The organism is Paenibacillus sp. 1182 (assembly GCF_017833915.1).
Classification (GTDB): Bacteria; Bacillota; Bacilli; order Paenibacillales; family Paenibacillaceae; genus Paenibacillus; species Paenibacillus polymyxa_D.
In genome coordinates this window covers 174573-199677 of sequence record NZ_JAFICR010000008.1, presented here as the reverse complement: position 1 = coordinate 199677, position 25105 = coordinate 174573, and the positions used below count along the sequence as shown (strand labels likewise).

The following is a 25105-nucleotide window of genomic DNA, read 5'->3' as shown; positions in this document are numbered from 1 at the left end:
GGGGGTTCCACATTGAAAATTGATGATATTGCAAGGCTTGCAGGTGTTTCTAAATCTGCTGTTTCTCTTGCTTTTAATAACAAACCCGGAGTCAGTGAAGAAACCAAGGAGCACATTCTAAAAATAGCCCAAGAGCATGGATATAAACCACGCACCATGAAGACAAACAAGGAAGCCATTAAAAATCATCATGTGATTCGTTTTGTGGCCTGTAAAAATACAGACATCGTAACAGAGCACTATGATTCACTTCCATTTTTTAACGAATTAATTCATCATATTACCAATCAGGTGAGAGAACATGGAAACACCTTGATTTTTTCGTCTTTTGATAGCCATAGCCTCGAAGAAGAATTATCTGCTTTGGAAAAAGATCAGCCCTCTTCAGGCATACTTCTACTTGGCACCAATTTAACTTCCGAGATTATTCATTCCATACAATCCATTCATTCCAATATTGTTATTTTGGATACTTGCTTTGAACACGTCGATGCCAGTTTCGTATCTATTAATAACTATCTCGGTGGGTATCAGGCAGGCCAATATTTAATTCAGTCAGGACACAGAAAGATAGGATACGTACAATCCAGTACCAGAATTCTGAACTTTAAAAAACGAAAGGAAGGGTTTATGGCGGCTTTAGAGGAGCACAATCTTTCCATAGAAAATGGGCTTACATTTGATATGCATCCCATGCTTGTGATGTCACAGGACGCATTTAGAACAGCTATTCATGAATTGGACGAGCTACCTTCGGCCCTATTTTGCGAAAATGATTATATGGCGATCAGTGCCATTAAAACGTTTCAGGAAATGAACATTCGAGTGCCTGAACAAATTTCCATCATGGGCTTTGATAATATACATGAAGCGAAGGTCATTAGCCCGGAACTCACAACCATTCATGTGAAAAAGGATATTTTGGCCCGAACGGCTGTAAACTTGCTTATGGAGAGGCTTAACCATCATCAGGGGCATCATACTCAGGTTCTTGTGAATACAGAGGTTATTGAAAGAAGGTCTTGTTTAGTCACAGAATGACCTATGATCATTGGTTCATTATTGCTTACTCTCTCTATGATTTTAGAATAAAGCCGCCATATTGGCGGCCTTTTCTATTATCGGATTCCATATTGGACATTTCCAATTTCTCGTCATTCGTTGAAATCTTCCTCTGTCAAATCCATATTTACGCTCGCAGCAGTTCGACTGCCGTCGGCCGCGGCAAAAATCAACTGAGAAGGCATGAAGTACGATGAATCCCCAGCAGCATATACACCAGGTATGGAGGTTCTCCCCGCTTCATCCGTCTTGATCCCGCCCGACTCCGTTCTTTCACAGCCCAAATGTTCTCCAAACGGTGCACTTTGTACAAACTGGGGAGTCACGAAGCCGCCGATCCTCGGGACTTGAGTGCCATCCGTAAAGCGCACGTGCTCAAGCTTTCCATTGTGGCCGATGAACGCCGCAACAGGTTGCTCTATTACTACTATCCCCTTGGATTGAAGCCGTTCTTTTTGCTCGTCCGACAGGGATGCATGACCGTTCGTACAGACGATCAAATCCTTGCTCCAATTAAGGAGTAGTTTGGCTGTATGAAATATAGCCGCCGATTCAGAGACAAGGACAAGCGGTTGATCCCGCAGCTCCCAACCGTCGCAATAAGGGCAATTAAACAAACTTTTCCCGTATAACGGATAAAAACCTTCGATCTTGGGGAATATCTCCTTCACGCCCGTCGCTAATATCAATTTTCGCGCTTGAACGCGAAGGCCTGACGAATCAAACCCCTCAAATCCGGATACGTTTTTCATAATCGAAACAACCTCGGTTTGCAAATGATGAACAGACGGATAACGCAGCACTTCCTCATAAGCTACACGGCGGAACTCAGATGGCGTTACGCCATCTCTTGTAATAAAACCGTGCGACGCATGCGTAACCGCATTTCTGGGCCGATTATTATCAATCAAGGCCACACTTCTCCTTGCCCTGCCCAGCACGAGGGCTGCATTCAACCCAGCAGGCCCTCCGCCAATAATAGCGCAATCGTATAGCATAACACCCAACTCCTTTTAAAAGATATTAAAGACTCTTTATGTCTGCGATATAACCAAAAAAACACCGTTTTACATAACTGGCAACCACCCTCTTTCTATATAAAATCGCTCACTTTACACTTGTGCTTGCTTTTGCGCCAAATCGACCAATTTCGTATTTTTCAGATGTCGTTCCATTTTCTCCTCTGCTTCCCTCATTACAGCTTGAATCAGGCACTCGGAGCCGTGGACAAAATCACATTCAAACAAAGAATTGGTTCCTTCAATGGCATGGATAATATCCAAAAAGGTAATGTCATCTTTATGACGGGATAGGCGATAGCCTCCATTGGCTCCAGAAACGGATTCGACCATTCCAGCCTTCACAAGCCTCGTCAAAATTTTTGAAAGATAAGTTGGTGAAACATTTTGGGATTCGGCCAGTTGCTGAACACCTACCGGCTTAACCGACGAATCAGTAACGAGCATGAGCATAGTGTGCAGAGCATAATTCGTTGCTTTTGTAAATTTCATAACTACACCTCAATCAAAGACTTATTGTATCCACTATATCCCCGATTCTGCGAGTGTGTCAAGATCATCTAGGAATCACGCTGTTGTCAACCCTTCTTTTGGTTACGCTCTAACCGTTGTATACTGTTCATCAGAAACAGCTAAGAAAGGGGGCTAGTCGTGCGTATTTTTGATATTCTTCGTATATTGGTTGCTGAACAGATCGTTAAAGGAGAACACTTGGCAAATGCATTGAAGGTATCTTCTCGAACGATACGAACGGATTTAAAGGAATTGGGTGCACTGTTGTCAAAGCATGGAGCAGCAGTTAAACCCCTTAAAGGAACAGGCTACAAGTTAGAGATTCGGGACGAACAAGCATTTCATCATCTGCTAAAGCAATTAAAGGATGATGAAAATAATGTGCCCTATCCATTAGCGAGTTCTTCTGAAGCCAGAAATCGTTTTTTAATGAAAAAGCTGTTACTTACCAATGCATATATCAAACTTGATGATTTAGCTGAGACTCTGTATGTTAGTCGGTCTACTTTACAGAATGACCTCAAAGAACTGCGCAAGCTACTGACAACTTACGGACTATCCCTGGAAAACAAACCTTATCATGGGATTCGAGTCAAAGGGAACGAGGCCAAGCTGCGTTATTGCATTTCCGACTATATATTCAGTAGGACAGATGAAATAGGCGAGCAGCAGATGTCCCACCCTCCTCTGATCTCTAACGAAGAGATGGAATTCATAAGAGAAGTGATTCTGGATCGTATTGAGATCCATGATATTCAGTTATCGGACATTGCCCTGAACAATCTGGTCATTCATATTGCTATAGCATGTAAGCGCATTCGCGAAGAAAGGTATGTGTCGTATTATCCGCAAGAGATGAAAAAAATTGAAGCACAAAAAGAGTTTAGGGTGGCGACTGAGATCGTATCTGCTTTGGAACAAAACATGAAGCACTCCTTTCCACTTGTTGAAGTTGCGTACATTGCTGTGCACCTGCTGGGTGTAAGGACAGTCGTTAGTGCGCATATGGATGAAGTGGAGATTAAAAAGATCATTGATAAAGATATCTACGAACTGACTATCGAAATACTAGACCAAATTGATCAGCAGTTGAAGATGAACATTCATAACGATCAAGAATTACTGATTGCATTTTGCCTTCACCTCAAACCAGTGATTAACCGTTATCAATACGGAATGAATTTGCGCAATCCTATGCTGGATGAAATCAAAGCCAATTACCCGCTTGCCTTTGAAGCAGGTATCATTGCTGCGGAGGTCATCAAGCAGCGGCTTCATATACACATTGAGGAAAATGAAATTGGTTATTTAGCCATTCATATCGGAGTCGCGATGGAAAGAAAGAAAATGGAGGGCGCACCCAAAAGATGTATGATCGTATGTGCTTCTGGACTCGGCAGTGCTAAGCTGCTGTATTATAAGCTTCAATCGGTCTTCGGTTCCAGGTTGGATATCGTGGGAACCACTGAACTTTATAAGCTGAAACAAATGCCGTTGGATACACTGGACTTTGTCATTAGCACGATCCCCATTTCAGAACCGCTTTCTATCCCCATGATCCATGTGAATACATTTTTGGGCAGTTCCGATATTACGAAAATTGAGCAAGCCATTTCTGAAGCCAGACTTCCTGCTGTGCAGTATGTACGAAAAAAATTGGTCTTCCTTCAGCAGAAGTTTGAGAACAAACTCCAAGTGCTTAAATTTATAGCCGAAAAAATACACGAAGCAAATCTTATAAAAGGCCCCCTGCTGCAATCGGTGATAGAGCGTGAAGCCGTTTCCCCCACTTCATTTGGTAACTTGGTCGCGATCCCGCATCCGATGGAACCTTTCGCAGATTCTACGTTCTGGGCCATCTGTACATTACAAAAAGCAATCGATTGGGATGGCAAGCCGGTACAGTTTATTTGTATGCTCTGTATACAGCGCACCAAATCAGAAGATTTACAGACTATGTATCATATTTTGCTTGAAATTTTAAATAATGAACAGCTCGTCCAGCAGCTTATTCGCTGCAAAACGTATACAGAATTCATAGAAGTGTTGCATAAAAATAGTTGAACATAAGGAGTATGAAGAACGATTGATTTCCGTTAAGAAGAGGAAATAATGTGTGTTATGTTGAAAGCGATTCCAAATTATAATAGCCATACGAACGAGATGATTGAAAGGAGAGAGGATCACGTGAATCATGATGAATCTACAGAGCACGACGTGAACATGGAGGACATGGATGATACAGAGATTGTATTCCAAATTATATTATACGCAGGGAATGCACGCAGCTCCGCCATGGAGGCGATTGAGCTTGCAAAGGCGGGGAAATTTCGTGAAGCCAAAGAAGAATTAGCCTCAGCAAAAAAAGAACTGGTGTCCTCCCACAAGATTCAAACCAGAATCATCCGTAAGGAAGCAGCGGGTGAAAAAACAGAGATGTCTGTCATGATGGTACATGCTCAAGATCATTTGATGAATGCCATCACCATTCGCGATATGGCCTCAGAGTTTGTAGACCTGTATGAACGCATGGATCAATTCGTACCGAAATCGTAGAGGGAGGGACGCTATCCCATGGCATTCAAAGACAAACTGGTTGACGGCCTCACATCGGTAGCAAATGCAATCAACAATTTTAAATATATTATAGCGATCAAATCAGCTTTTATCACATTGATGCCCGTTATTATTGTCGGGGCCTTTGCTGTACTGATTTCCAATATGGTCATGGACCCAGTCAATGGTTTGGCCCATTTTAGGCCATTCTCATTCCTGGCTGAGTACAAACCGATTTTCTCAGGCATTAACTATGCCAGCTTGAATATCCTTACCATTCTGGCTGTTTTCATGATTGGTCTGGAGCTAGGAAAAATTAATGGTGAGAAAAATCTTTTCCCCGGTTTGCTTGCTTTAATCTGTTTTATCTCTGTGACACCAACCACGATAGAGTTGATGGTTAACGGTGACATGCAACAAGTAACAGACGTCATAGCCCGTCAATTTACGGATACCAAGAGCTTGTTTTTAGGGATTTTCATAAGCATCCTGTCCGTTGAGCTATACAGCAAACTGGGTAAGTCCGACAAGCTAAAAATCAAAATGCCTGAAAGTGTTCCCAGCAATGTGGCCGTTTCTTTCTCCGCACTCATTCCTACCATTATTACGGTGACTGTCTTCTCCATGCTCGGATTTTTCTTTCATAAGTTTACAGGTCTCTACCTGTACGATGCCGTCTATAATGTGGTGCAAAAACCTCTGGAGACCGTAGTACAGGGACTGCCAGGTATACTGGTGCTGATGCTGGTTGCGCAAATCTTCTGGGTGATCGGTATTCACGGGAACCAAATGGTAAAGCCCATTCGTGAACCCCTGCTGCTTGGCGCGATTACCGTCAACATGACTGCTTATGAGCAAGGACTGCCCATTCCGAACATTATTACGATGCCTTTCTGGGACGTATATATGAGTATCGGTGGTTCAGGGATTACGCTAGCCCTCTTGATTTGTATTATGATCGCTTCCAAGCGTGAAGATATGAAGGAAATAACAAAGCTTTCGCTCGGCCCAGGTCTGTTTAATATTAATGAGCCTGTCATTTTCGGACTTCCGATTATGTTGAATCCATTGATGGCTATCCCTTTCATTATTACTCCGCTCATCACAGGAACGATTGGTTACTTCTCGACGTTGCTTGGATTTGCAGGTAAAGCCGTCGTCATGGTTCCATGGACTACTCCGCCTATTATTAATGCCTACCTGTCTACAGGTGGAAGCATTGGCGCTGTCGTCACTCAGATCATTTGCATTGTGGTAGCGATTATCATTTATTTCCCGTTCGTCAAAATTGCCAACAAGCGAACGACTGAATAATGCGCTACTATAGAAATACACTAATTAATTGAAAACGCATTCTTTATACAATGAAAAGGAGAAACATGTCATGGCTAAACATACGATACAAATTCCGTCGAATTTCATCATGGGTGCAGCAGCTTCCGCCTGGCAGACAGAGGGATGGAGCGGTAAAAAAGAAGGTCAGGACTCATTCCTGGACCAATGGTACAAAAATGACCGCTATGTCTGGCACAATGGATATGGGCCCGCGGTTGCAACCGACTTTTATAATCGCTATACCGAAGATATTGCGCTGATGAAGCAGATCGGCTTAACCCATTATCGTACTTCTATTAATTGGTCCCGCTTCTTAACGGATTATGAGAATGTAGTGGTGGATGAAACGTATGCGGATTATATGGGCCGGGTCATTGATGAGCTGATTGCAAGCGGAGTCGAGCCGATGATTTGTCTGGAACACTATGAGGTCCCTGCCTACCTGCTGGATAAATATGAAGGCTGGTCTTCCAAGCATGTAGTGGAGTTATTTGTAAAATATGCGGAAAAAGTGTTTGAACGGTACGGCGATCGGGTCAAGCACTGGTTTACGTTTAATGAGCCCATTGTTGTACAGACTCGTGTCTATCTAGATGCCCTTCGCTATCCCTATGAACAAAATACGCGGAAGTGGATGCAATGGAACTATAACAAAACGCTGGCTACCGCAAAGTGCGTACAGCTTTTCAAAGCAAAAAACTATAGTCAGCACGGGGCTAAAATAGGCGTTATTCTGAATCCTGAAGTCACTTATGCCCGATCAAGCGCCCCTCATGACCAGTATGCGGCACATGTGTATGATTTATTTTACAATCGAGTATTTCTGGACCCGCTTATTAAAGGCGAATACCCGCAAGAATTGTTCGATCTCATGGGCAAGCATGATATTGCATTTGAAGCTACAACGGAAGAACTGACCGTAATTAAGGAAAATACCGTTGACTACGTCGGAATCAATCTCTATTATCCCCATCGGGTCAAAGTGCAGAGTAAAGCGTGGAACGAAAACACCCCCTTCCACCCCTCTTACTACTATGAGCATTTTGATCTTCCGGGTAAAAGAATGAACAAGTCACGGGGCTGGGAGATTTATCCTAAAATCATTTACGATATGGGAATGCGCATTAAGAACGAATATCACAATATCGAGTGGTTTGTCGCAGAAAATGGTATGGGTATTGAGAATGAAGCTGCTTTCAAAAATGAGGAACACATCATTCAGGACGACTATCGTATTGACTTTATAACAGAGCATTTGTACTACACATTACAAGCTGTAGAAGCGGGCTCCAACTGTACAGGTTATATGCTGTGGGCCTTTACAGACAACGTTTCTCCCATGAATGCTTTTAAAAATCGCTATGGACTGGTAGAAATTAACCTGGACAATGATCGAAGTCGGCATTTGAAGAAATCCGGCTACTGGTATCAGGCCGCGATCAAAGAACGCTCATTTATTGCTGATCTGGATGAAGAGTACAAGTAGTTAAAAATGAATTCTGGAGGCGCTCAAATATGAAAAAAATTATTTTGGCATGTGCTGCGGGTATGTCCACATCCATTTTGGTTTCTAAAATGAAAAAAGAAGCAGCAGCAAGATCCATAGAGCTGAACATCGAAGCCATCCCCGAAAGCACCATCAAGGAAGAGCTGGAAGGCATTACAGATTCCGTGATTGCTATTTTGCTCGGACCTCAAGTGCGGATGCGTAAAAAGGCAGTCACCGAAATTGCAGCTCCCTATGGTATCCCAGTAGATGTCATTGACACGTTGGCTTATGGTAGAGGGAACGGTGCAGCTGTCCTAGATCAAGCCTTTAAGCTGGCTGGCGAGAACATCTAATTGCTATTCAAATGAAAAAGAGGCTGAGAATTCCCTCAGTCTCTTCTTGAGTTGCGCGCTCTTTATCACGACATATCTTCTTTGCCTGAGCCCATACTACTCACATACGTTTCCTGTAAACCGGCAGAAATGCCGTATAGCGGTTCCCAACGAAGCCAATGTCTGGCGACTGCGTTACTAAGACAGCTATGGTGAATGTCTCCAGCTCGCGCTGGTGAATACACAGGGCGGACAGACGAACCATGCAGCTTCAGTAAATCGTAGGCCAGTCGATTGATGGACGTCGTTCGTCCCGTACTTACATGTACTGTGCGTTGATCCGCTGCATGAATAGCCGCCATATTCGCTCGAACTACATCCTTGACGTACACAAAGTCACGAGTTTGCGTCCCATCGCCGTGAATGAGCAAGGGGCTTCCTTTTTTCAGCCGCTCCATAAAAAGAGCGACAACACCACCCTCTCCCTTCGCGGCCTGACCGGGACCGTACACATTTCCATAACGCAAAATCGTGTAGTTCATACCGTGCAGCCGATAAAAAAGTCGAATATACGATTCTGCGGTCAGCTTGGACAGTCCGTAGCCTGAAATGGGCTCCACGGGATCGTCTTCCTGTATACATTGCTTTTGCAGCTCTCCGTATACGCCAGATGTGGAAGCAAATATGAATTTTGACACACCGGCTTCATGACAAGCCTGCAATAAATGAATCGTCCCCAGCACGTTCACATCCGCGTCCTCATCGGGTTGATGGATGGATTGCTGCACATCAGCCTGTGCGGCCAAGTGAAACACAATATCCGGGCTTTCCCGAATCAGCAACGTCCTAGCTTCAGAGCTGCGAATATCCGCAATATGCATGACCGCGCGCGGGTCCACATTTGCCATATTTCCGGTCGTCAGATTATCCAGCACATGTACTCTGATGTCCGAATCAGCAAGCGCACGTACCAGCTGAGAACCAATAAATCCAGCTCCCCCGGTGACCAAAGCCTTCACTAGCTCACCCTCCTTTTGAACCGAAGCATATGACTTCCCTTCGCATCATGTTATGCGACTCCCTATAGCTTGGCGCAGGCACACGCACAGTCCGAAGACAATCTATAATGTGTCTCTAGAATCTCAGCATCTCAGACATGCAGTCTCACGTTTTCCAGCATATAACGCCACATCTCATCCTGACCGTTCCATATATCCTCAGGCGGTAGCTCCACTGAAACCAGCCGCTCCAAACCCCAATCCAGCTCCGTCACACCATCTGTCCCTGTATAATCCACGTATAACAAGCGAAAATCATGTGTAATCCTCTGTAATAACACATCATGTAGTTCCACCGCTTGCTCCCGATTGCCTCCAAGACGAACTAGTAGCAGACGGGACGCAAGCGTGAATTGATCCAGTAGACGTGCGATGCGGCGATCAAGCGTCGTTTTGAATGCAGGGTAGGAAGTCAGCTGCTCCGATGTATTTTGGCTAACCGGAAAATGGTGTGCCGCTATAATCTCATAGTTTGCATCCTCGACCATGAAGTTATGTTCGCCGTAATCATGTCCCGTGACACGTAGACTGTCAACATCCATAAAATCGGCAAAACGGGCGTCCAGCAAGCGACTGATCTGTGACAAGTTACCGGAAATCATCCAGTCCAGCGGACCCGCATAGGGACGCAGTCCGTTTTTATCCAGCTGAATGGAAGGCAAGCAATGTCCACCCAGACTGAATACAGCATCATAATCCCCCTGCAACCGCTCAAGCACGACGCCCTCCCCTTTCCGAAGACAAGGTCATCCCTTTAAAAAGAGTACGCCAATGCGGATCACTCTTGTAATTCCATACATCGGCAAAAGGCATTTCCACCGCGCATACATGCGGAAGCTGCCAATCCACCTCCGTCAACTCCGTTACGCCGGAACAATTCACTACCAACAAACAAAATTCATTCGCTACCATGCCTGACAAAATACGTTCCAGTTCCTCTACTTCTTCATAGGTTCCCAGCATACGGACGAACAAGCTGCGCTTCGCCATCTGTGTTTTTGCAAAAAAACGTTCAATACGACGGTCTATCTTTTCCTTGAACTCGGGATAGGTCACCAGATCTGAGGACGTATTGCGCTCCTGCGGAAAATCATGTACCGAGATCACATTATAAGCGATATCTCTGACCATATAATTCAGTTGGCTCGTACCAACGACACTCAAATTGGGCAATTCCATAAATCCGGCAAACCGATTTTCAAGCAAGCGGTTCACATCGGACAGCGTGTCAGACATCATCCAATCCAGTACCCCGGCAAACGGCCGCAAACGGTTCTTTTCCAATTGAATGGCAGGTGTACAGTTTTGCCCCAGACTGAAGACCGCTTCATATTCCCCTGCCAGCTGTGCGAGTCTCATAGCCGTGCCTCCTTTTTTAATACGACCCTTCTCTCAGTTCCTACTCTATCCTTCTTCTGTAGTCGAAAAAGGGACTTCAGGCCGTAGTTTGTTTCACTCTACATTACATGCACAGCACGGCGAAAAGGGTTGGACACCGATGCGCTTTTTGTCAAAGAGGCGTACAACTATCCAGTCCAATCCCGGTTATTTTTCATATCATATTAAGGCTGGTAACCTAACGGAATTCAAGGAGGCATCATCATATGTCCGTGTTTCTTTTAACCATCGATCACCATCTCGCTTACCACAGCGCCCATATACAAAGCTGCCATGTGACCTTTTTCAATCGTGAAAAGAGGGCCGTCGATGTGTTGCTGGAAATGGGGAATGACAGTGGCGTTTTTAGGCGGCAACTTCTTCGACTGGGCCCTTCTCCCGAAGCTGACTCCGTGCTAGAACTCAAGGATATGGAGGCAGCCCAAAATCCGTTTTATCTGCGAGTGATCACGAATATTTACAATCCAGAAACGCTGTTTATCCTGGCTGAATTTTTGGAAAACGGGAACGTTGTCGCTAAGCGTACAGCCAGTCATTTTACCGTGACACCCTAATGAACGGGCAGAGGAGGAAGAAGGTATGTTGAAATATTCAGTTCAAAACAAAGCTGAGCCAGGCACATATGCACTGCCTTTTCAGGTTACCGATCAGGAGAGCGTGCTCTCTACATTGATCATTCCTGCAAGTGAAGCTGAAGGACGTATTGTCATTGAAGTCTCTTTGGCATGGGAAAATCCGCTGCTCAACTGGGATATCGGGGAGCTGGATATTCGATTGCGTCGCAACGATGAGCGGGGACCTATGCTGGACTGGTTGCAGGATTCCTGTTATCAGGAGGGATTTGCCGAGTTAATCTATGAGGAAACGGGAACACAGGGAGAGCCTTATGTATACTGCCTGACCGTACAATCAGCCGACCGCCGTGCTGTTGTTACAGGACCACTCATGGTTCGAGGCTCTGTGTATGTAGATTCGATGGACGAAAACCCGGATGGACAATGAGCTGAAATAACTAAAGGCAGGTGGGAGTTTTAAGCCCAACCTGCCTTTTTATAGGGTCTGTATTCTCATGGCGCGGATTGCTTCAGACATTCTAAAATGTCAGCGTCCGGCAGCGTATAATCTTCTGGCAACGAAGTGTTAATTCGGTTCCATATTGCGTAATCGACCTTCAAATCCGGGTGTGACTGCTGGATTTCAAAAATACGGTTGTACAAGTCTCCAACGACAGGAAAAGTCATGCTCTCCCTCCTAACTATTGAATCAACGTATTCAACGTACTTGATTCAGCGCTTGCCCATAAATATTCACGAGTCGTTCAATCATAACATCCAGAGACCAATGCGCGATCCCCCATGCCTTGGCACGATTTCCCATGACTATCCGCACTTCATCCTGTGCCAGCAAATGCTGCAAATGAGCTGCCAGTGCCTCCACATCGCCAACCGGGGAGACTAGTCCGGTGTGTTCATGCTTCACCATTTCCGGCAGTCCACCCGCATCCGATACCACTGCCGGAAGCCCCATAATCTGCGCCTCCATGACCGAAAACGGCTGATTGTCCTGTATGCTTGGATGAACAAAAAGGTCCGCCAGTTGTAAAAGAGCAGGTACATCTTCACGATGCCCCAGAAAAACCACGTCTTCTTCCAGCCCTAGCTCCTTCGCCTGTGTTTGAAGCTCTTCCCTTTTATCTCCCTCCCCGACAATCCAGCAAACCCAATCCGTACGACTTGCTTTCAGCAGGCCAAGAGCGCTCATTAAATAATGCAGCCCTTTGATATAGACCAGCCGTGAAGGACAAATGATAACTTTTTTCCCCTCAGGTCGTATCATGTCCGTTCCCCGGGCGTGGACTTCCCAGAAGTGCTCGGTATCCAAACCGTATTGGAAAGTAGCAATCTGCTGCTCAGGCACTTCGAACTCACGCACAAGCGTCTGTTTCATCCATTCTGTAGACGTAATGGTAATATCCGCGGATAGAGCGCCATAGTGCTCTAGCGCCCAATAATACTTCCACATCAGCGTCTCACGGTAACCCTCCTCATGATCCCGCTCCAAAGCCATCATAACTTCACGAGCCAGCGAGCCATGAATATTCGCTACCAACGCGCTATCTTTGCGTTTGACCCGACTTAGCGCACGCGTCGCAATGACATCTTGCGTGTGAATCACATCATACTGCTCGACCCCGAAATACGCCGCTGCCAGCTCCATACAGTATCGATCCTTTTCCACCGTCTGCACCCATGAATCCAAATGTAATACAGGGACAGCCGATTCATTCAGCTTCGTATCCAGCAGGGGCAGCAGTTGATCCTTCAGTAGCTCCCTATCTTCAAAAACAATATGGTATTTAGGTGTATCCGGTCCGTTTCCCATCAAGTCTACCGTGTGGCCCAGTAGCTCCAGTCTCCGTTTAATTTGCATCATAAAGGGCCATACGCCACCCAAATGAGGAATCGGCCAGTACGTAGCCAACAAAATTTTCAAAACAGCCTCACCTCCTCTGTCTCGTACGCTGAGCTACACCCCATTACTTCCGTAAATTTGCTGGAAACCCGATAACGCATCTGTCCAGACCGCAAAAAACCCATTATTCGGCACGATCGTTACATCAATAAAATTACCGATTGTAACGACTGGAACCGGACTAATCCCGTTAGGATTAAAGGAGCTGTCTGTTATTCTGAGGTTCGTAAATGTACTTCCTCCGTCCGTTGATTCGGCCACAAATACGTCTAATAAAGAGGTCGTTATTTGATTGGTATAATATACGATCTTGATCACGCCGGTCACAGGCGAAACATCAATAGCCGGGAAAAAATGCTGTGCCCCTGCACTGGCCCCTGTCACCGATTGCGGCGCAGTCCAGCTTAATCCACCATTCACCGACCTGGCAAGCAGCACATCCGCATACCCTGCCCGATTATCCTGCCAGACCGCATAAAGTGTTCCCTGATTCGGGCTCGTAGAGCGATCCACGGCAATGTTAGCTGCCGGCAGCACATTGAAACCAAAGCCGGCCACGGGCAACGGACTCGGAACCGGGACCACAGAAGATACAGGTAGCGAGGAACTAAATGCTGTCCCTCCATTGAAGGACACAATGACCTGATATTGGTTAACCGGATTCGTGACAATGTACCCGACATAAATCACCCCTGTAATGCTCACAGTGATTTCCCCCCGCGTAATCTGATTGGAGCCAGCGGTGAGCACCACGGGTGTCCCCCATGTGATCCCTCCATCCTGCGAACGTTGGAAGAACATGACTGATCCGCCGAAAAAGTCAGGATTGTACTGATGCGTATAACATAAATAAATGTTTCCGGTATAGGAGCTGACCTGAGAAGTATCAAATTTCACGCCGACCTCAACATTATTGACAAATGTCCCATACCCCCGCTGGGCAATCACTGGCGGATCAAATGTATTACCGTTGTCTCTGGATACATAGGTAGCGATAGTACCGCTCAAGCCGTCTGCGGTAAATACGTGACAGGCTATGACAAACAAGTTGGGAAAACCGTAGCTGACGCTATGGGATTCCGCCCCTACATAGCCGGCTGGCAGCGGTAGAATTTGCTGTGTGAAGGATACACCGCCGTTGCCTGAACGGTAGACTGCCGTCAACGGCGGTCCCGTGGTAAAATCGATAGCCGCAGACACAATAGTACCGTCAAGCAGGTTAAAAGCTACACTCGGCTCCTGCGCCAGCCTTCCGTTAGGCGTAAGCTGTACGTTCGGCATCAGTCCCCACCTCCCGGTACACCTGCAAAAATTGTCAAACTGCCTGTGCGCGTATCCGTCCAGACGGAAATGTAGCTATTCGGCGGTACAATGGCGACATCAATATAGTCGCCGATCAGCTCTGATTCGCCTCCACCGACATTCGGATTAAAGGAGGTCGTCGTGAGACGGCTGTTCGTAAAGGTGTTGCCTCCATCTGACGATTGGGCGGCGAACACATCCAGATTAAAGCCGTCCAAGCGATTGGTATAGTACACGACAACGACCAGTCCCGTCTTAGGCGACACCGAAATCGCAGGAAAGAAATTTTGCGAGCCAGGCGGGCTGTCCGTCACGATGATCGGAGCACTCCAAGTACCGCCAAAATCGCTTGATTTGGACAACAAAATATTGCTGTATCCCTGACCAAAGTCCTGCCAAACGGCATATAACGTATTTGTTGTGGACGGCACAGCCGAGCAGTCAGCAGCCAAGCTGGGAATATTCAGTATCCTAAAGCTGTAACCGGGGACGGGCAAAGGATTGGGCACCAGCGTTATGTTGGATACGAGAATATCCCCGCTAAAGGTAGCGCCTCCATCGAAGGATCGCCGGATAAAATAAGCCGGTGTTTGCGGACCCGTACGAATCCAACTGACATAGACACTTCCATATTTGTCGACCGCAGGCTCAGGTCGTTCTGTGGAAGATTGGATATTCGAAAGCAATAACGGTCGATCCCAAGTTAGTCCTCCATCGGTGGAACGCTGGTAGAACGCCGCAGATTGAGCATTAAAATCTACATTATATTGGCGGTTATACGTGACATAGACGTGCCCGAGATAGGGACTTGCCCCCGCATTATCCGTCGTAATATTAGTCCAGTCATTATTAATGTAATCTCCAAAACCCGGATTAATGACCACCGGGGGGGAAAAGGTGGCCCCATCGTCCGTAGAGCGATAGATCACGACAGCCCCGTTCTCATTTCCCGGAAACACATGTGCGGATATGATAAAAATATTCGGGAACAGATAGGCTACCATTCCTGCCTCGGCTCCTGTATATCCCGGTGGAATTGGCAGTAAAGTATCCGTCCAGTTCGCTCCGGCATCCAATGAGCGATACAGTCCAATCAAGGGAGGCCCACTGCTAAAATCAACAGCTACAGCTATAACAATATTCGGATTCAGTAAATTAACAGCAACACTAGGCTCAAATTTGGGCAGGCCGCTGGGTGTCACCTGAAAATTCAAAGGCATCGCGAGCATTCCCTTCATTATATAAATAGATACGCCTGAAGTATTTCTATCAAAATGTACTTTTTTCAGCACAGCCTAGAGACAACCATACAAGCTTTCTTTTCAATAGATTCATAGTATAAAAGCATCCCTTCAAGGGTTATCCAATATTCTGTTTTTTGAGAGGATGATTCGATTGGCTTTTACAACCGGTTATATGACGAACACTAGAGATTTTGGTACTGCCTGCTCCAATGTTGTTGTGAACTTGGTCAATGAGGACACAGTAAATGCGGCAACCGTGACCATCCAAATTTTTTTCTCGCTGGTACCGGATACCAAGACACCACTGTATGTGACATCGGTTAACTTGCCTGCAAACTCCATTGCCCGCCGTACCTTCTTTATACAAGGGGTTCTTGCCTATGAGGTACAATACAACGTGGCCTCCGCTGCTCCAGCGAATGTCGTGCTCTCCAACTTTGGACTGGATCAGTTTGGTAATGTTGTACAGGAGCACCGTGTTCTCCAGTCCGAGCTGACCACAATCCCTGCACTGTCCCCTGTTATTTAAAAGCCACCCTGTTCCAGTGCCTGATGCAATCTGTGGGTGTAATACACGTAATTCCATTCTGGCGGTACGGACTGAACCCCTCGTCCGCTGCCGATGGTGGAATGGTCATCTGTATAGTAGGAAAAGGCATGTGTATCCTGTAATGGGCGCAACAAATCCGTGAGATACAGTAGATCCGTCACGGCAATATAAGGTTTGACACCGAAGCATACAACAAAGCGAGTCGTGGTTTCACCAATAGCCTGAACCAGTGCTTCCTGGATCGAATAATGCTGCCGTGATGTTACGATTAACCGAGGGTCGAGCATCATCGACAGGAAAGCGCTAGCTTCCTGTTCTGGCGTTAAATCCAGCAGCCGTACCACGCAATTGCTGTAGTGCTGCTCCAGCAGATTATCCAGCAATGATTCAGCTTGAGCCATATCCGTGACAGGCATTAAAATCGTCATTTCAAGTGGGATGCCCCGGCGTGCTCTCGCCTCATACTTGGCGATTTGGAATGCGCGCCGCCAGCGTCGGTGCTCCTTTTGGCTGTGTAGGCCGGCCGATACACTAAATGTGGAATTCACCCGGTAATCCATCAGGATCTCCGGGATGAATTTCATATTGCACGTCTCGGTCAGCCGCAGCCAGTAATCATAATCCTCAACGGGTTGCAGCCGATAGCCGCCAATCTGGAGGGCATATTTGCTTTTGTACATAAATGAAACCCCAACAATGCTGGCGTTCAGCAATTCGTGATGTGGCTGACTTTGGTACCGGATCAACGCCTGTTGATGCTGCTCGTCATACAACGGGTTCCCATATGCGTCAACCTGGCGGAAGGTAGAAAACACAAGACCGAGTGAGTCTGGCCCCTGCTTCAGCTCTTGCCGCAATCGTTCAATAAAGGAAGCATTATAAACATTGTCGCTGGAGACCCAGGTCACATACTTGATCCCAGGATCTTTAAACAACTCATCGAATCCCCGGTTTAGGGCGTGGGATACTCCTTGGTTCTGAGGGAGTGTAACCAACTGAACGCGCGGGTCTCCCATTGCTGCATAGAGCGCTGGCCCCACCATTTCCGGCGCTCCGTCAATAACAATGATGAAGCGAAATCCCCTGTAGCTCTGGGCTAGTACGGATGAGATTGCAGCTTGCAGATAGCCGATATCCTGTTTGTACAGTGGCATAACAATCCCCGTATCTACCATATCAATCCCCCCTGACAGACTTTCGGCTTCATGAGGATAAACCACTCAATACCTGACTGAAGCGATCTCGATAACGTGCTTGGGTGATGTTGTACTCCCGCTCCACAGCGGGCCAATATTTTTTGGTTCCCATTTCATCATGCCAACGGTAGTTAACCAAGGACTCGTTCAGAAAAGGAAATGGATATCCCGCCAGCATCACGCGGTACCACATATCCAGATCATGTGTGTACGGCAGCAATTCATCAAACAAACCGATATGTGCAAACAGCTCCTTTTTAAACATAACCGTGCATCCATTGACCGGATTTCCTTGTTGAAAAAAACGGTAAAACTCCGTCATAGACGGAAACACGGCGGCTGCCTGGTAGCTTGTGACTTGGCTGTATTGATTGATGAAATTGAAGTTGGTATGGGAGATGTACGCACCGTTTTCCACCATAAAAGAAACCTGATTGTTAATTTTATCCCTATGATAGGTATCGTCGGAACTGAGCCACGCAATATAATCGCCACTGGCATGTCGGATACCATGATTCAGAGCGCTGGCTGTTCCACCATTGGATTTACCTAAATAATGTATATAAGGAAGATAGGCCTGAAGCATATCAACATGTTCCGTGGAGCCGTCATCGACGACAATAATCTCGAGTGGGCCATAAGTTTGCTCTAGTGCACTTTGCAAAGCCTGATCCACATATGCACAGTTATAAAAGGGAATGACAATCGTTACTTTCGGTCTCATATCGTTCCTTCCTTTCCAGCTCGGCGGTATTGAATCATATCCTCCAGAGATTGCCTCAGCTGTATGGTCGGCTTCCAGCCCATGTCCTCCAGCTCTTTCGCACGGTATGCCTCCGTGGATGCTGACTCTGCCACATCCCCCCATTGTATGGGAATAGATGTTTTGGCCAGCGCAACCATACGTTCTACGATATTGCCCAGTTCCACAATGCGGCCTGTGCAGACCGAGTACACTCGGCCTGGCACACCCTGTTCCAATAGCACACCGTATGCGCGAACGGCATCACGAACGTCGAGAAAATCACGTTGCGCATGTCGGGAAGATACCCGGAACGGGACAGTTTCAGTTGCGGACTGCCCCTCCCTACGTTCCGTCTGAACGATATACCCCGCGAGTAATGCACAAAATCCGGTAGATGGACCCGGACCGATCAAGTTGCAAGGCTCTGCCAGCATGACGGATTGTTCGAACAGCGCGCCCCACGAGAGCGCGACTGCCTCTTGAAGGCTTTTGCTAAGGCTGTATGGATGTGTTGGGTGATACGGAGCCTGCAAAGCCGTCTTTAGCCGAGAACCCGCCACGACAATTCTGGCTTTGGGGAAAGGTCGCAGTACATCGAGCAGATACAGGGTGGACAGTACATTGGATTCCATGTATAGCAGGGGACTCTGCCAAGATTCAGGTACGGAATTTTTACCACCCAGGTGAAGCACATAATCCGGAGCAATCTGTCTAATTACTTCGCCCAGACGTTTCTTGTCGAGCAAGTCACACACATAAGGCGTAATACAGTTGCGAGTCTCCGCCTCTGGGCTGTTATTTTCATCATCGCGAGCCAGTAAGATCAGTTCTGAGACGGAAGCGGCAGTGCGAGTCAGCGCCGCTACCTCCCAGCCGAGCTTTGCAAAATGGCGGCAGGCATGCATCCCGGTATAGCCCGCCGCTCCGGTAATGACTATGACAGGCCGACGTTGTTCCGCTGTGCTTCCGTCCATTCCAGCAGCTCCTTCAGCATGATGCTGTAGTGAGGAACATCGTAGAGCAGATCGGCCCGGGTAGAACGAAGCGTCCGGTCCTGCACCGGCTCATCTTTCGGCACGATCCGAATATCCTCCCTATTCCAGATGTCTTTGAACAGCAGCAGCAAATCATGCTTGCTGATCGGTTCAGGGTGAACCAGATGAATGAGTCCGTCCAGCGGCTCATTCATCTGCACCTGTATCGCCTTCGCTAATTCCAGCGTCGTAACCCCGTTCCAAAAGACCCGGCGATACCCGTCAACGTCTCCGCTCTGCTGCAAGAACCAGTGCAGCAGACCAATGCCTCCCGGCCGTACTTCCGGCCCGATAATGGAGGTACGAATGGTCAGATGCCCTGCGGCCTTTACTTCTCCGAGTATTTTGGTCAAAGCATAGGCACTTGTCCCATCGGGTTGATCCATCTCCTTATATAAACCAGGTACCCGATTTCCTTCAAATACGCAATCCGTGCTGATATGAATCAATCGGGCACCGATACTGTCCGCTGTCCGCCGGAGAAGATGTGGCAGCAATCCATTGATTTGGTATGCTGCAATTTGATCCTCCCCGGCATGCTGATTCAGTACACCTACCGCGTTAATAATAACGTCTGGCCGTACACTCCGTACCAGCTGCTCCACCATAAAGCTGTCCTTTACATCCAGCAGCAGACCACCTTTATTTTCGGGATCACGGGTGGTGTAGAACACGTTATACCCGCTCTGGTTTTGGAAATACTTCACCAGAACATGGCCCGCCATGCCGTTACCACCCAAAATAAGCAGCTTCATTTGATGAACCCCCCGCTTTGGAGAATGCTGCGAATCTCCTCTTTCGACATCAAATTAAACTCCGAACTAAAGCTGCTGAATGACACGGGAGGGCACTGATTATAGCGGTCCTTTAATTGAGGAATATTCAGCGTTGGGAGAATGACTAAATATTGCTCGTCATAGACTACCGTCGTCAGGCTTTCAAAATCGCTCATCAAAATCTCATGAATTTTCTCACCGGGACGCACACCTTTTTCTACAATTTCTACGTTTTCCACACCTGAATCCTCAATGAGCACCTCAGCCAAGTCCAAAATACGGCAGGTTGGCATGGTCATGATAAAAATTTCCCCGCCTACACTTTCCACCGAGGCTTTGAACAGGAGACTGATCGCATCACGCAAGGTTAGGAAGAAGCGCGTCATGTTCATATCTGTGATCGAAACCTTGCCCTTTTGGCGAATCTGGCTTTGGAACAGATGCACCACGCTTCCGTTTGTGCCCAAAACATTACCGCCGCGCACCGTCACGAAACGCGTATCGCTATTCAGCAGATTGGCGTAAACAATCAGTTTTTCTCCTATTGCCTTCGTCATGCCGTAAAAATTGGACGGATTCGCGGCCTTGTCGGTCGATATATAAATGACTTTCTTGACCTGATTAACGACAGCGGCCTCGATTACGTTTTGAGTGCCTACGACATTGGTTTTGAGTGCCTCGTAGGGCTGATCCTCACAGACGGGTACGTGCTTGAGCGCTGCCAAATGAAATACATAGTCCACTCCTTGACAAGCGGTAGTCAGCGCATCCTTATCCCGAATATCTCCAATACAGAAGCTGAGTCGTTCATCCTCAAACTGCCTGTTCATGGCAACCTGACTGGATTCTCCGCGTGAAAAGATAATGACCTCTTTGGGGTTACGCGGCAGTAACTGGGCAACCAGCTCATGCCCCCAGGAGCCGGTACCGCCGGTAACCAAGATACGTTGGTTTTCAAACATGCCGTTTCCCTCCAAGCAGAAATTTAACTACCTTATCCGACACATCTTCCACCAGATAGCCTGCGGGACATTGCCACTTATGGGTCATCCCGGTCATTATGGCTACCGCGTTTGCTATAACCTCGCCATCAAGGCCGGACACGATATTGCTGCCGCAATCTACCGTTTCCGGCCGTTCAGTCGTCCGGCGCATCGTAACCGTCGGCACCCCCATGACACAGCATTCTTCCTGTACGGTACCACTGTCTGTCAAAGCGCAGCGGGCATGCCGCTCCAGCAGAACGAAGTCAAAAAAACCGAACGGTTCGTGAAATTCCACTAGCGGATCAAGCTGGATCGGCGGATGGCTTGCGATCCGGGCGGCAGTCCGGGGATGAATACTGCAAATGACCCGCTGCCCGAACTGCTGGGCTACCCGGTTAAGACCATCTAAAATAGCCAGCAAATGCGGTGGATGGTCGACATTTTCGGCTCTGTGGGCAGTGACCAGGAAATATTCTCCCGGCGACAGTCCCAACTTTTTCAAAATCCCACTACCGGTTACCTCTTTCTCATAGTGCTGCATTACTTCGTAGATCGGATTTCCAGTCAGTATGATTCGTTGGCTTGGGAAGCCTTCGCGTAGTAGGTGCTGCTTGCTTTGCTCCGTATAAGGCATATTAATGGTAGATATCGCATCAATGACACGCCGGTTCTTCTCCTCCGGCACATCCAGATCATAACAGCGGTTCCCCGCCTCCATATGCACGACCGGATAACCCATACGTTCCGCAAGTAAGGCACATAAAGCGCTGTTCGTATCACCGAGCAATAGCACATGATCGGGGCGTTCCTTGTTTAAAATATCCTCCATCTGCGAGTACATGGCGGACAACTGTTTGCCCAGTGTCCCCGCTTTCTCCTGAAGTACATAATCCGGGGCACGCAGTCCCAGTTCGCGAAAGAACTGCCCGCTCAGGCTTTCGGTGTAATTTTGGCCCGTATGCACAAGCACATGTTCATCTGCATGGCGGTCTAGCTTCGGAATGATCAGGCTGAGCCGTATAATCTCCGGTCTTGTGCCGAGCACGGTCAATATTTTCATGGTTTTGGAACCCACCTTTGCTGTCGTTGTTTCATTGAATTGTGGCGTTCAATGAAGGATAGCCATCCAGCAGACTGGCTGTGCTCCAGCTTAACGTTCATCTCAAAGGTCCGGCGTAGGTTCACCCGGACCGTTGTTTTGTATGCTGTCCAGCCTTGAGTGTGACTCGCTTCGGTTTGTGCGCGTTGTGTCGCCGTGACCGGTGCTTGATTTTCCGCTTGAGCTTCTGTCTGGACTTGGTTTTCGGATAAAGTCCCTTCGACAACGGGAACCCGTGAATTTTCTTAAGGCGACTCTTGCCGCCGCTTCTCTTATACCTGCGATTCCGAAGTCTGGTACGCTTGCGGCCCTTTGGCCATCTCGCCCGAATACTACGCTTGCCGCGGGGCAATTCGGGTGGTGACTCAGGTAAAGGGGGTGCTGGTTGTGGCAAGCCCTGAATGGCTGCATATTCGATTGGCGGCAGACCCAGCACAGGCAGCTGACACACCACCGATTCAGGAAATTCTCGAATCGTGCTGGTATAACCCTCCGGTATAGCGGTGACCTGACGCAGCCCTTCGCCTTCCCTCGTCCATACAGGTCCACCCGGCTGCTGAATCAACGGGAACCAATGCGGATGATGACATACCCATTGACTGACCATGAGGTGCATACTGCTTCGGTAGGAATCAGGTCCGTATACACGTGTAGCTGCACTGTTGTTACGGACACCAATCCGTTCCACTTCCTCGGGATGATCGAGCAGATAGCCCACTTTTTGCGCCAGCATGTCGCTGTTGCCCGGCTCTACCAAAAAATCTGTATTTCCGGTAGCCTCCATCAATTCCACAAGTCCACCCTGCGCAAAGGCTACCACGGGCTTACCGTAAACTAGCCCTTCCAGGGCGGTCAGACCAAAGCCTTCTTCCACCATACTTGGGATCACAACAATATCCATTGCGCTATAGGCCGTTGACACGGATTCCTCGAATGAATTGAACTGGAAGCGGCGGCTATAACGAGATTGGCGGATTAAAGAGACACATTTTACGTAATATTCCGAGTCCACCGAGCTGCCGATGATCCAGAAACGACACCGCGAATTGGTTTCGCACAGCTTTAGAGCCATTTGGACAAAAGGTAACAGCCCTTTGGCTTCGTAGATAAAGGAAGAAATATAACCAATGCAAATATGAAAATCCCGCAGCCCCAGTTTTTCACGTTTCCTTTTCCGTTCCAGCACATGCTCTCTGGGAGACGGCATATCCATATCCCGGCAGGGAGACAACACCGTATGCGGACGTGTCAGTCCCCCACCATGCAAAGGACGCATTACAGCTTGAGAAATGCCGATGACCCATTGGCTATAGCGCTCAATGATAGAAACAGAAACTGGCGTATGCGCATTCTGGTTAATGACTTCGGTAATTTTCCAGATCACCGGAATATTAAGCTCATGGGCAGCCATTGCAGGCATGACGTTCACACAGGTATTGACCAGCACCACATCAGGTCGAGCATGCCGAAGCATCTGGAACAACGGTGCATACGCCACATGGGTCCGCAAATTCTCCGCATCCTGCGCCAATCCCTCATATGGGGTATACATGCCATGCAGCATGAACAGATTCTGTGTCAGAACGGTGATTCCGCGCTTGCGGGCCATTGAGGTCAGCCGCCCTTCACCAGGCGTTACGAGAATACAATCGAAGTACGTACGCATATCTAGACAAAATTGCAATAGCAGCTTCTCGGCCCCCGTAATACTGCGGACGTTGCTAACATGGCTGAATAACATCATTTTCGGCTTGATCGGAGTTCACCTCCTTTAAAATAGCAACCACCGGACGTGTGAATCACCTTATGGAAATATGACCGACAACAGTTGGTCAATCCGGTGACCATACGTGTGCTCCCGCAGGGTTCGTTCCAGAGCACGCAGAGCAATCTCACGACGCTCCTTTTCATGCGTCAAATAAAACTCAACCTTCTCCAGCAGTTCCTGCTGAGAGCTGTAGGTCTCTATCTCTTCCCCTGGCTTGTAAAAACGAGCCAGATCATCTCTTGTATCTGTCAGTTGCAACGTGCCACTGGCAGAAATTTCAAACGTACGCGGATTGGGCGAAGCCCCCGGAATTTTCAGTGAGTTGTTGTTCACCGAATCATCCTGATGGGAACGATGAAGATTAATTACGATTTTGCTGCCGTTGTACGAATCATTGGTCTCGCCCGGAGACATCCAGCGACCCAGCTCAATTTTGTCGCCATACGACTGATAATCTGGGAGACGATCCCACCAGATTCCGTTGATTTTAATGTTACGAGCCATGAGCTGCGGCATAATCGGATTAAAGAAATAGATGCGGTTCCAGTAGGCTGAGCCTGTAAACCCAATCTCACGTCGTACCGAAGCGGGCGAGCTGAGGGGGAAATAGTGAGTCAGAAATGCTCCAAAGGGCAAATAGTGCACAGACGTGCAACCCAACTGACGGTACAGCTCCATGCAGTTCATTTCTAACGTGAACACATAATCATAATTCGTAACGATTTTGGTCGTCGTGTCGGTGTAATATGGATCGTCCGTTAGCCAGATGGCGGTGGGGATGCCCAACTGGCGTACCGCAGTAACCTGCTCCAACGGAAGATCCATTCCATCCAGTGCCAGCATCAGATTCGGACGGAGCTGAGCGGCAATATCTCCTACCGGCTGACGTGGGTCTGTTACGGTAACCTGAGCCGTCATGCTCTGCAATGTGGTAATGACCGCCTCATCCAGCGGAGAATACGGAAGGCCTTTGCCTGAGACGACATACAGTACATGGATTTGTCGAAAAGGGAAAACTGCTTTCATCCGCGCAACAATTGCGTTAGCACGGCCGCGCAGATATCCTTCGTCGTATCCGTCATGCAATCCCGCAGTTCTCCCCTTTTCCCAGGAGGCTGCCGCCGTCTGGTGAACAGCCGGGTCATACGGTCCTGTCGTAGATATCGTCATC

General features: G+C 47.7%; 26 protein-coding genes. 9 read left to right on the top strand and 17 right to left on the bottom strand.

The genetic code is table 11. The features are described 5' to 3' along the window. Window positions 1–12 precede the first annotated feature (12 nt). Window positions 13–1041 (top strand): LacI family DNA-binding transcriptional regulator, encoded by a 1029-nt coding sequence (locus JOD82_RS17555; protein WP_069012656.1) that lies wholly within the window; start codon window positions 13–15, stop codon window positions 1039–1041. Between the two features lie 113 nt (window positions 1042–1154). Here the strand turns inward: JOD82_RS17555 and JOD82_RS17550 are convergent, their stop codons facing one another. Further along, window positions 1155–2060: an NAD(P)/FAD-dependent oxidoreductase gene (locus tag JOD82_RS17550; RefSeq protein ID WP_029518304.1), complete on the bottom strand. Its 906-nt coding sequence runs from the start codon at window positions 2058–2060 to the stop codon at window positions 1155–1157. Window positions 2061–2174: 114 nt separating this feature from the next. Beyond that, window positions 2175–2573 (bottom strand): Rrf2 family transcriptional regulator, encoded by a 399-nt coding sequence (locus JOD82_RS17545; RefSeq protein WP_209949733.1) that lies wholly within the window; start codon window positions 2571–2573, stop codon window positions 2175–2177. A 159-nt stretch (window positions 2574–2732) separates the two neighbouring features. On the opposite strand from JOD82_RS17545, the gene JOD82_RS17540 reads away from it, so the two are divergent. The 5 genes from JOD82_RS17540 to JOD82_RS17520 all read left to right on the top strand — a co-directional run bounded on the left by JOD82_RS17540 (window position 2733) and on the right by JOD82_RS17520 (window position 8327). Then, window positions 2733–4658, top strand: coding sequence for a BglG family transcription antiterminator (locus JOD82_RS17540; protein WP_209949732.1), 1926 nt, complete (start codon window positions 2733–2735; stop codon window positions 4656–4658). A gap of 123 nt (window positions 4659–4781) precedes the next feature. After that, entirely contained in the window at window positions 4782–5150 is a 369-nt protein-coding gene (locus JOD82_RS17535) for a PTS lactose/cellobiose transporter subunit IIA (RefSeq protein WP_312887696.1), read from the top strand. Window positions 5151–5168: 18 nt separating this feature from the next. After that, a complete protein-coding gene (locus JOD82_RS17530) occupies window positions 5169–6464 on the top strand; it encodes a PTS sugar transporter subunit IIC (protein ID WP_209949731.1) in 1296 nt (431 codons plus the stop codon). A 70-nt stretch (window positions 6465–6534) separates the two neighbouring features. Next, window positions 6535–7971: a glycoside hydrolase family 1 protein gene (locus tag JOD82_RS17525; RefSeq protein ID WP_209949730.1), complete on the top strand. Its 1437-nt coding sequence runs from the start codon at window positions 6535–6537 to the stop codon at window positions 7969–7971. A gap of 29 nt (window positions 7972–8000) precedes the next feature. Next, window positions 8001–8327, top strand: coding sequence for a PTS sugar transporter subunit IIB (locus JOD82_RS17520; protein ID WP_039272650.1), 327 nt, complete (start codon window positions 8001–8003; stop codon window positions 8325–8327). Window positions 8328–8392: 65 nt separating this feature from the next. On the opposite strand, the gene JOD82_RS17515 is transcribed toward JOD82_RS17520, so the two are convergent. The 3 genes from JOD82_RS17515 to JOD82_RS17505 form a co-directional block, all read right to left on the bottom strand. Beyond that, complete coding sequence (locus JOD82_RS17515) at window positions 8393–9325, bottom strand: NAD-dependent epimerase/dehydratase family protein (RefSeq protein WP_209949729.1); 933 nt, start codon at window positions 9323–9325, stop codon at window positions 8393–8395. Between the two features lie 131 nt (window positions 9326–9456). Next, window positions 9457–10083 carry a DUF1796 family putative cysteine peptidase gene (locus tag JOD82_RS17510; RefSeq protein WP_069012652.1) on the bottom strand — a complete coding sequence of 209 codons (627 nt, stop codon included), beginning with the start codon at window positions 10081–10083 and terminating at the stop codon, window positions 9457–9459. Next, window positions 10076–10723 carry a DUF1796 family putative cysteine peptidase gene (locus JOD82_RS17505; protein ID WP_029518295.1) on the bottom strand — a complete coding sequence of 216 codons (648 nt, stop codon included), beginning with the start codon at window positions 10721–10723 and terminating at the stop codon, window positions 10076–10078. Before JOD82_RS17505 ends, JOD82_RS17510 begins: the two co-directional genes overlap by 8 nt. Before the next feature lie 245 nt (window positions 10724–10968). On the opposite strand from JOD82_RS17505, the gene JOD82_RS17500 reads away from it, so the two are divergent. After that, window positions 10969–11316 (top strand): hypothetical protein, encoded by a 348-nt coding sequence (locus JOD82_RS17500; protein ID WP_029518294.1) that lies wholly within the window; start codon window positions 10969–10971, stop codon window positions 11314–11316. 25 nt (window positions 11317–11341) lie between these two features. Continuing rightward, window positions 11342–11764, top strand: a complete 423-nt coding sequence (locus JOD82_RS17495; RefSeq protein ID WP_029518293.1) for a hypothetical protein — start codon at window positions 11342–11344, stop codon at window positions 11762–11764. Between the two features lie 65 nt (window positions 11765–11829). Here JOD82_RS17495 and JOD82_RS17490 read toward each other — a convergent pair whose 3' ends face one another. From JOD82_RS17490 to JOD82_RS17475, 4 genes are read right to left on the bottom strand one after another with little or no spacing between them, the layout of a single operon-like run. Beyond that, window positions 11830–12003: a hypothetical protein gene (locus JOD82_RS17490; RefSeq protein ID WP_165148594.1), complete on the bottom strand. Its 174-nt coding sequence runs from the start codon at window positions 12001–12003 to the stop codon at window positions 11830–11832. Window positions 12004–12034: 31 nt separating this feature from the next. After that, window positions 12035–13255, bottom strand: coding sequence for a glycosyltransferase family 4 protein (locus JOD82_RS17485; RefSeq protein WP_069012651.1), 1221 nt, complete (start codon window positions 13253–13255; stop codon window positions 12035–12037). Window positions 13256–13288: 33 nt separating this feature from the next. Next, entirely contained in the window at window positions 13289–14515 is a 1227-nt protein-coding gene (locus JOD82_RS17480; protein ID WP_209949728.1) for a sialidase family protein, read from the bottom strand. Beyond that, complete coding sequence (locus JOD82_RS17475) at window positions 14515–15756, bottom strand: sialidase family protein (RefSeq protein WP_209949727.1); 1242 nt, start codon at window positions 15754–15756, stop codon at window positions 14515–14517. The genes JOD82_RS17480 and JOD82_RS17475 overlap by 1 nt, the downstream gene beginning before the upstream one ends. A 175-nt stretch (window positions 15757–15931) precedes the next feature. Between JOD82_RS17475 and JOD82_RS17470 the strand changes: the two genes are divergently transcribed. Beyond that, window positions 15932–16309 carry a hypothetical protein gene (locus JOD82_RS17470; RefSeq protein ID WP_029518289.1) on the top strand — a complete coding sequence of 126 codons (378 nt, stop codon included), beginning with the start codon at window positions 15932–15934 and terminating at the stop codon, window positions 16307–16309. Here the strand turns inward: JOD82_RS17470 and JOD82_RS17465 are convergent. From JOD82_RS17465 to JOD82_RS17430, 8 genes are all read right to left on the bottom strand, one after another. Then, entirely contained in the window at window positions 16306–17505 is a 1200-nt protein-coding gene (locus tag JOD82_RS17465) for a glycosyltransferase (protein WP_069012648.1), read from the bottom strand. The two genes, JOD82_RS17470 and JOD82_RS17465, sit on opposite strands and share 4 nt — an antisense overlap. A gap of 28 nt (window positions 17506–17533) precedes the next feature. After that, window positions 17534–18250: a glycosyltransferase gene (locus JOD82_RS17460; RefSeq protein WP_029518287.1), complete on the bottom strand. Its 717-nt coding sequence runs from the start codon at window positions 18248–18250 to the stop codon at window positions 17534–17536. Next, window positions 18247–19245 (bottom strand): NAD-dependent epimerase/dehydratase family protein, encoded by a 999-nt coding sequence (locus JOD82_RS17455; protein WP_209949726.1) that lies wholly within the window; start codon window positions 19243–19245, stop codon window positions 18247–18249. The genes JOD82_RS17460 and JOD82_RS17455 overlap by 4 nt, the downstream gene beginning before the upstream one ends. Beyond that, window positions 19206–20060, bottom strand: coding sequence for a dTDP-4-dehydrorhamnose reductase family protein (locus JOD82_RS17450; RefSeq protein ID WP_209949725.1), 855 nt, complete (start codon window positions 20058–20060; stop codon window positions 19206–19208). Before JOD82_RS17450 ends, JOD82_RS17455 begins: the two co-directional genes overlap by 40 nt. Next, window positions 20057–21043, bottom strand: coding sequence for a polysaccharide biosynthesis protein (locus tag JOD82_RS17445; RefSeq protein WP_029518284.1), 987 nt, complete (start codon window positions 21041–21043; stop codon window positions 20057–20059). The genes JOD82_RS17450 and JOD82_RS17445 overlap by 4 nt, the downstream gene beginning before the upstream one ends. After that, complete coding sequence (gene wecB / locus JOD82_RS17440; RefSeq protein WP_209949724.1) at window positions 21036–22127, bottom strand: non-hydrolyzing UDP-N-acetylglucosamine 2-epimerase; 1092 nt, start codon at window positions 22125–22127, stop codon at window positions 21036–21038. Before wecB ends, JOD82_RS17445 begins: the two co-directional genes overlap by 8 nt. A 121-nt stretch (window positions 22128–22248) precedes the next feature. Continuing rightward, window positions 22249–23910, bottom strand: a complete 1662-nt coding sequence (locus JOD82_RS17435) for a glycosyltransferase (RefSeq protein WP_029518282.1) — start codon at window positions 23908–23910, stop codon at window positions 22249–22251. Between the two features lie 60 nt (window positions 23911–23970). Then, window positions 23971–25104 (bottom strand): CgeB family protein, encoded by a 1134-nt coding sequence (locus JOD82_RS17430; RefSeq protein ID WP_029518281.1) that lies wholly within the window; start codon window positions 25102–25104, stop codon window positions 23971–23973. Window position 25105 lies beyond the last annotated feature (1 nt).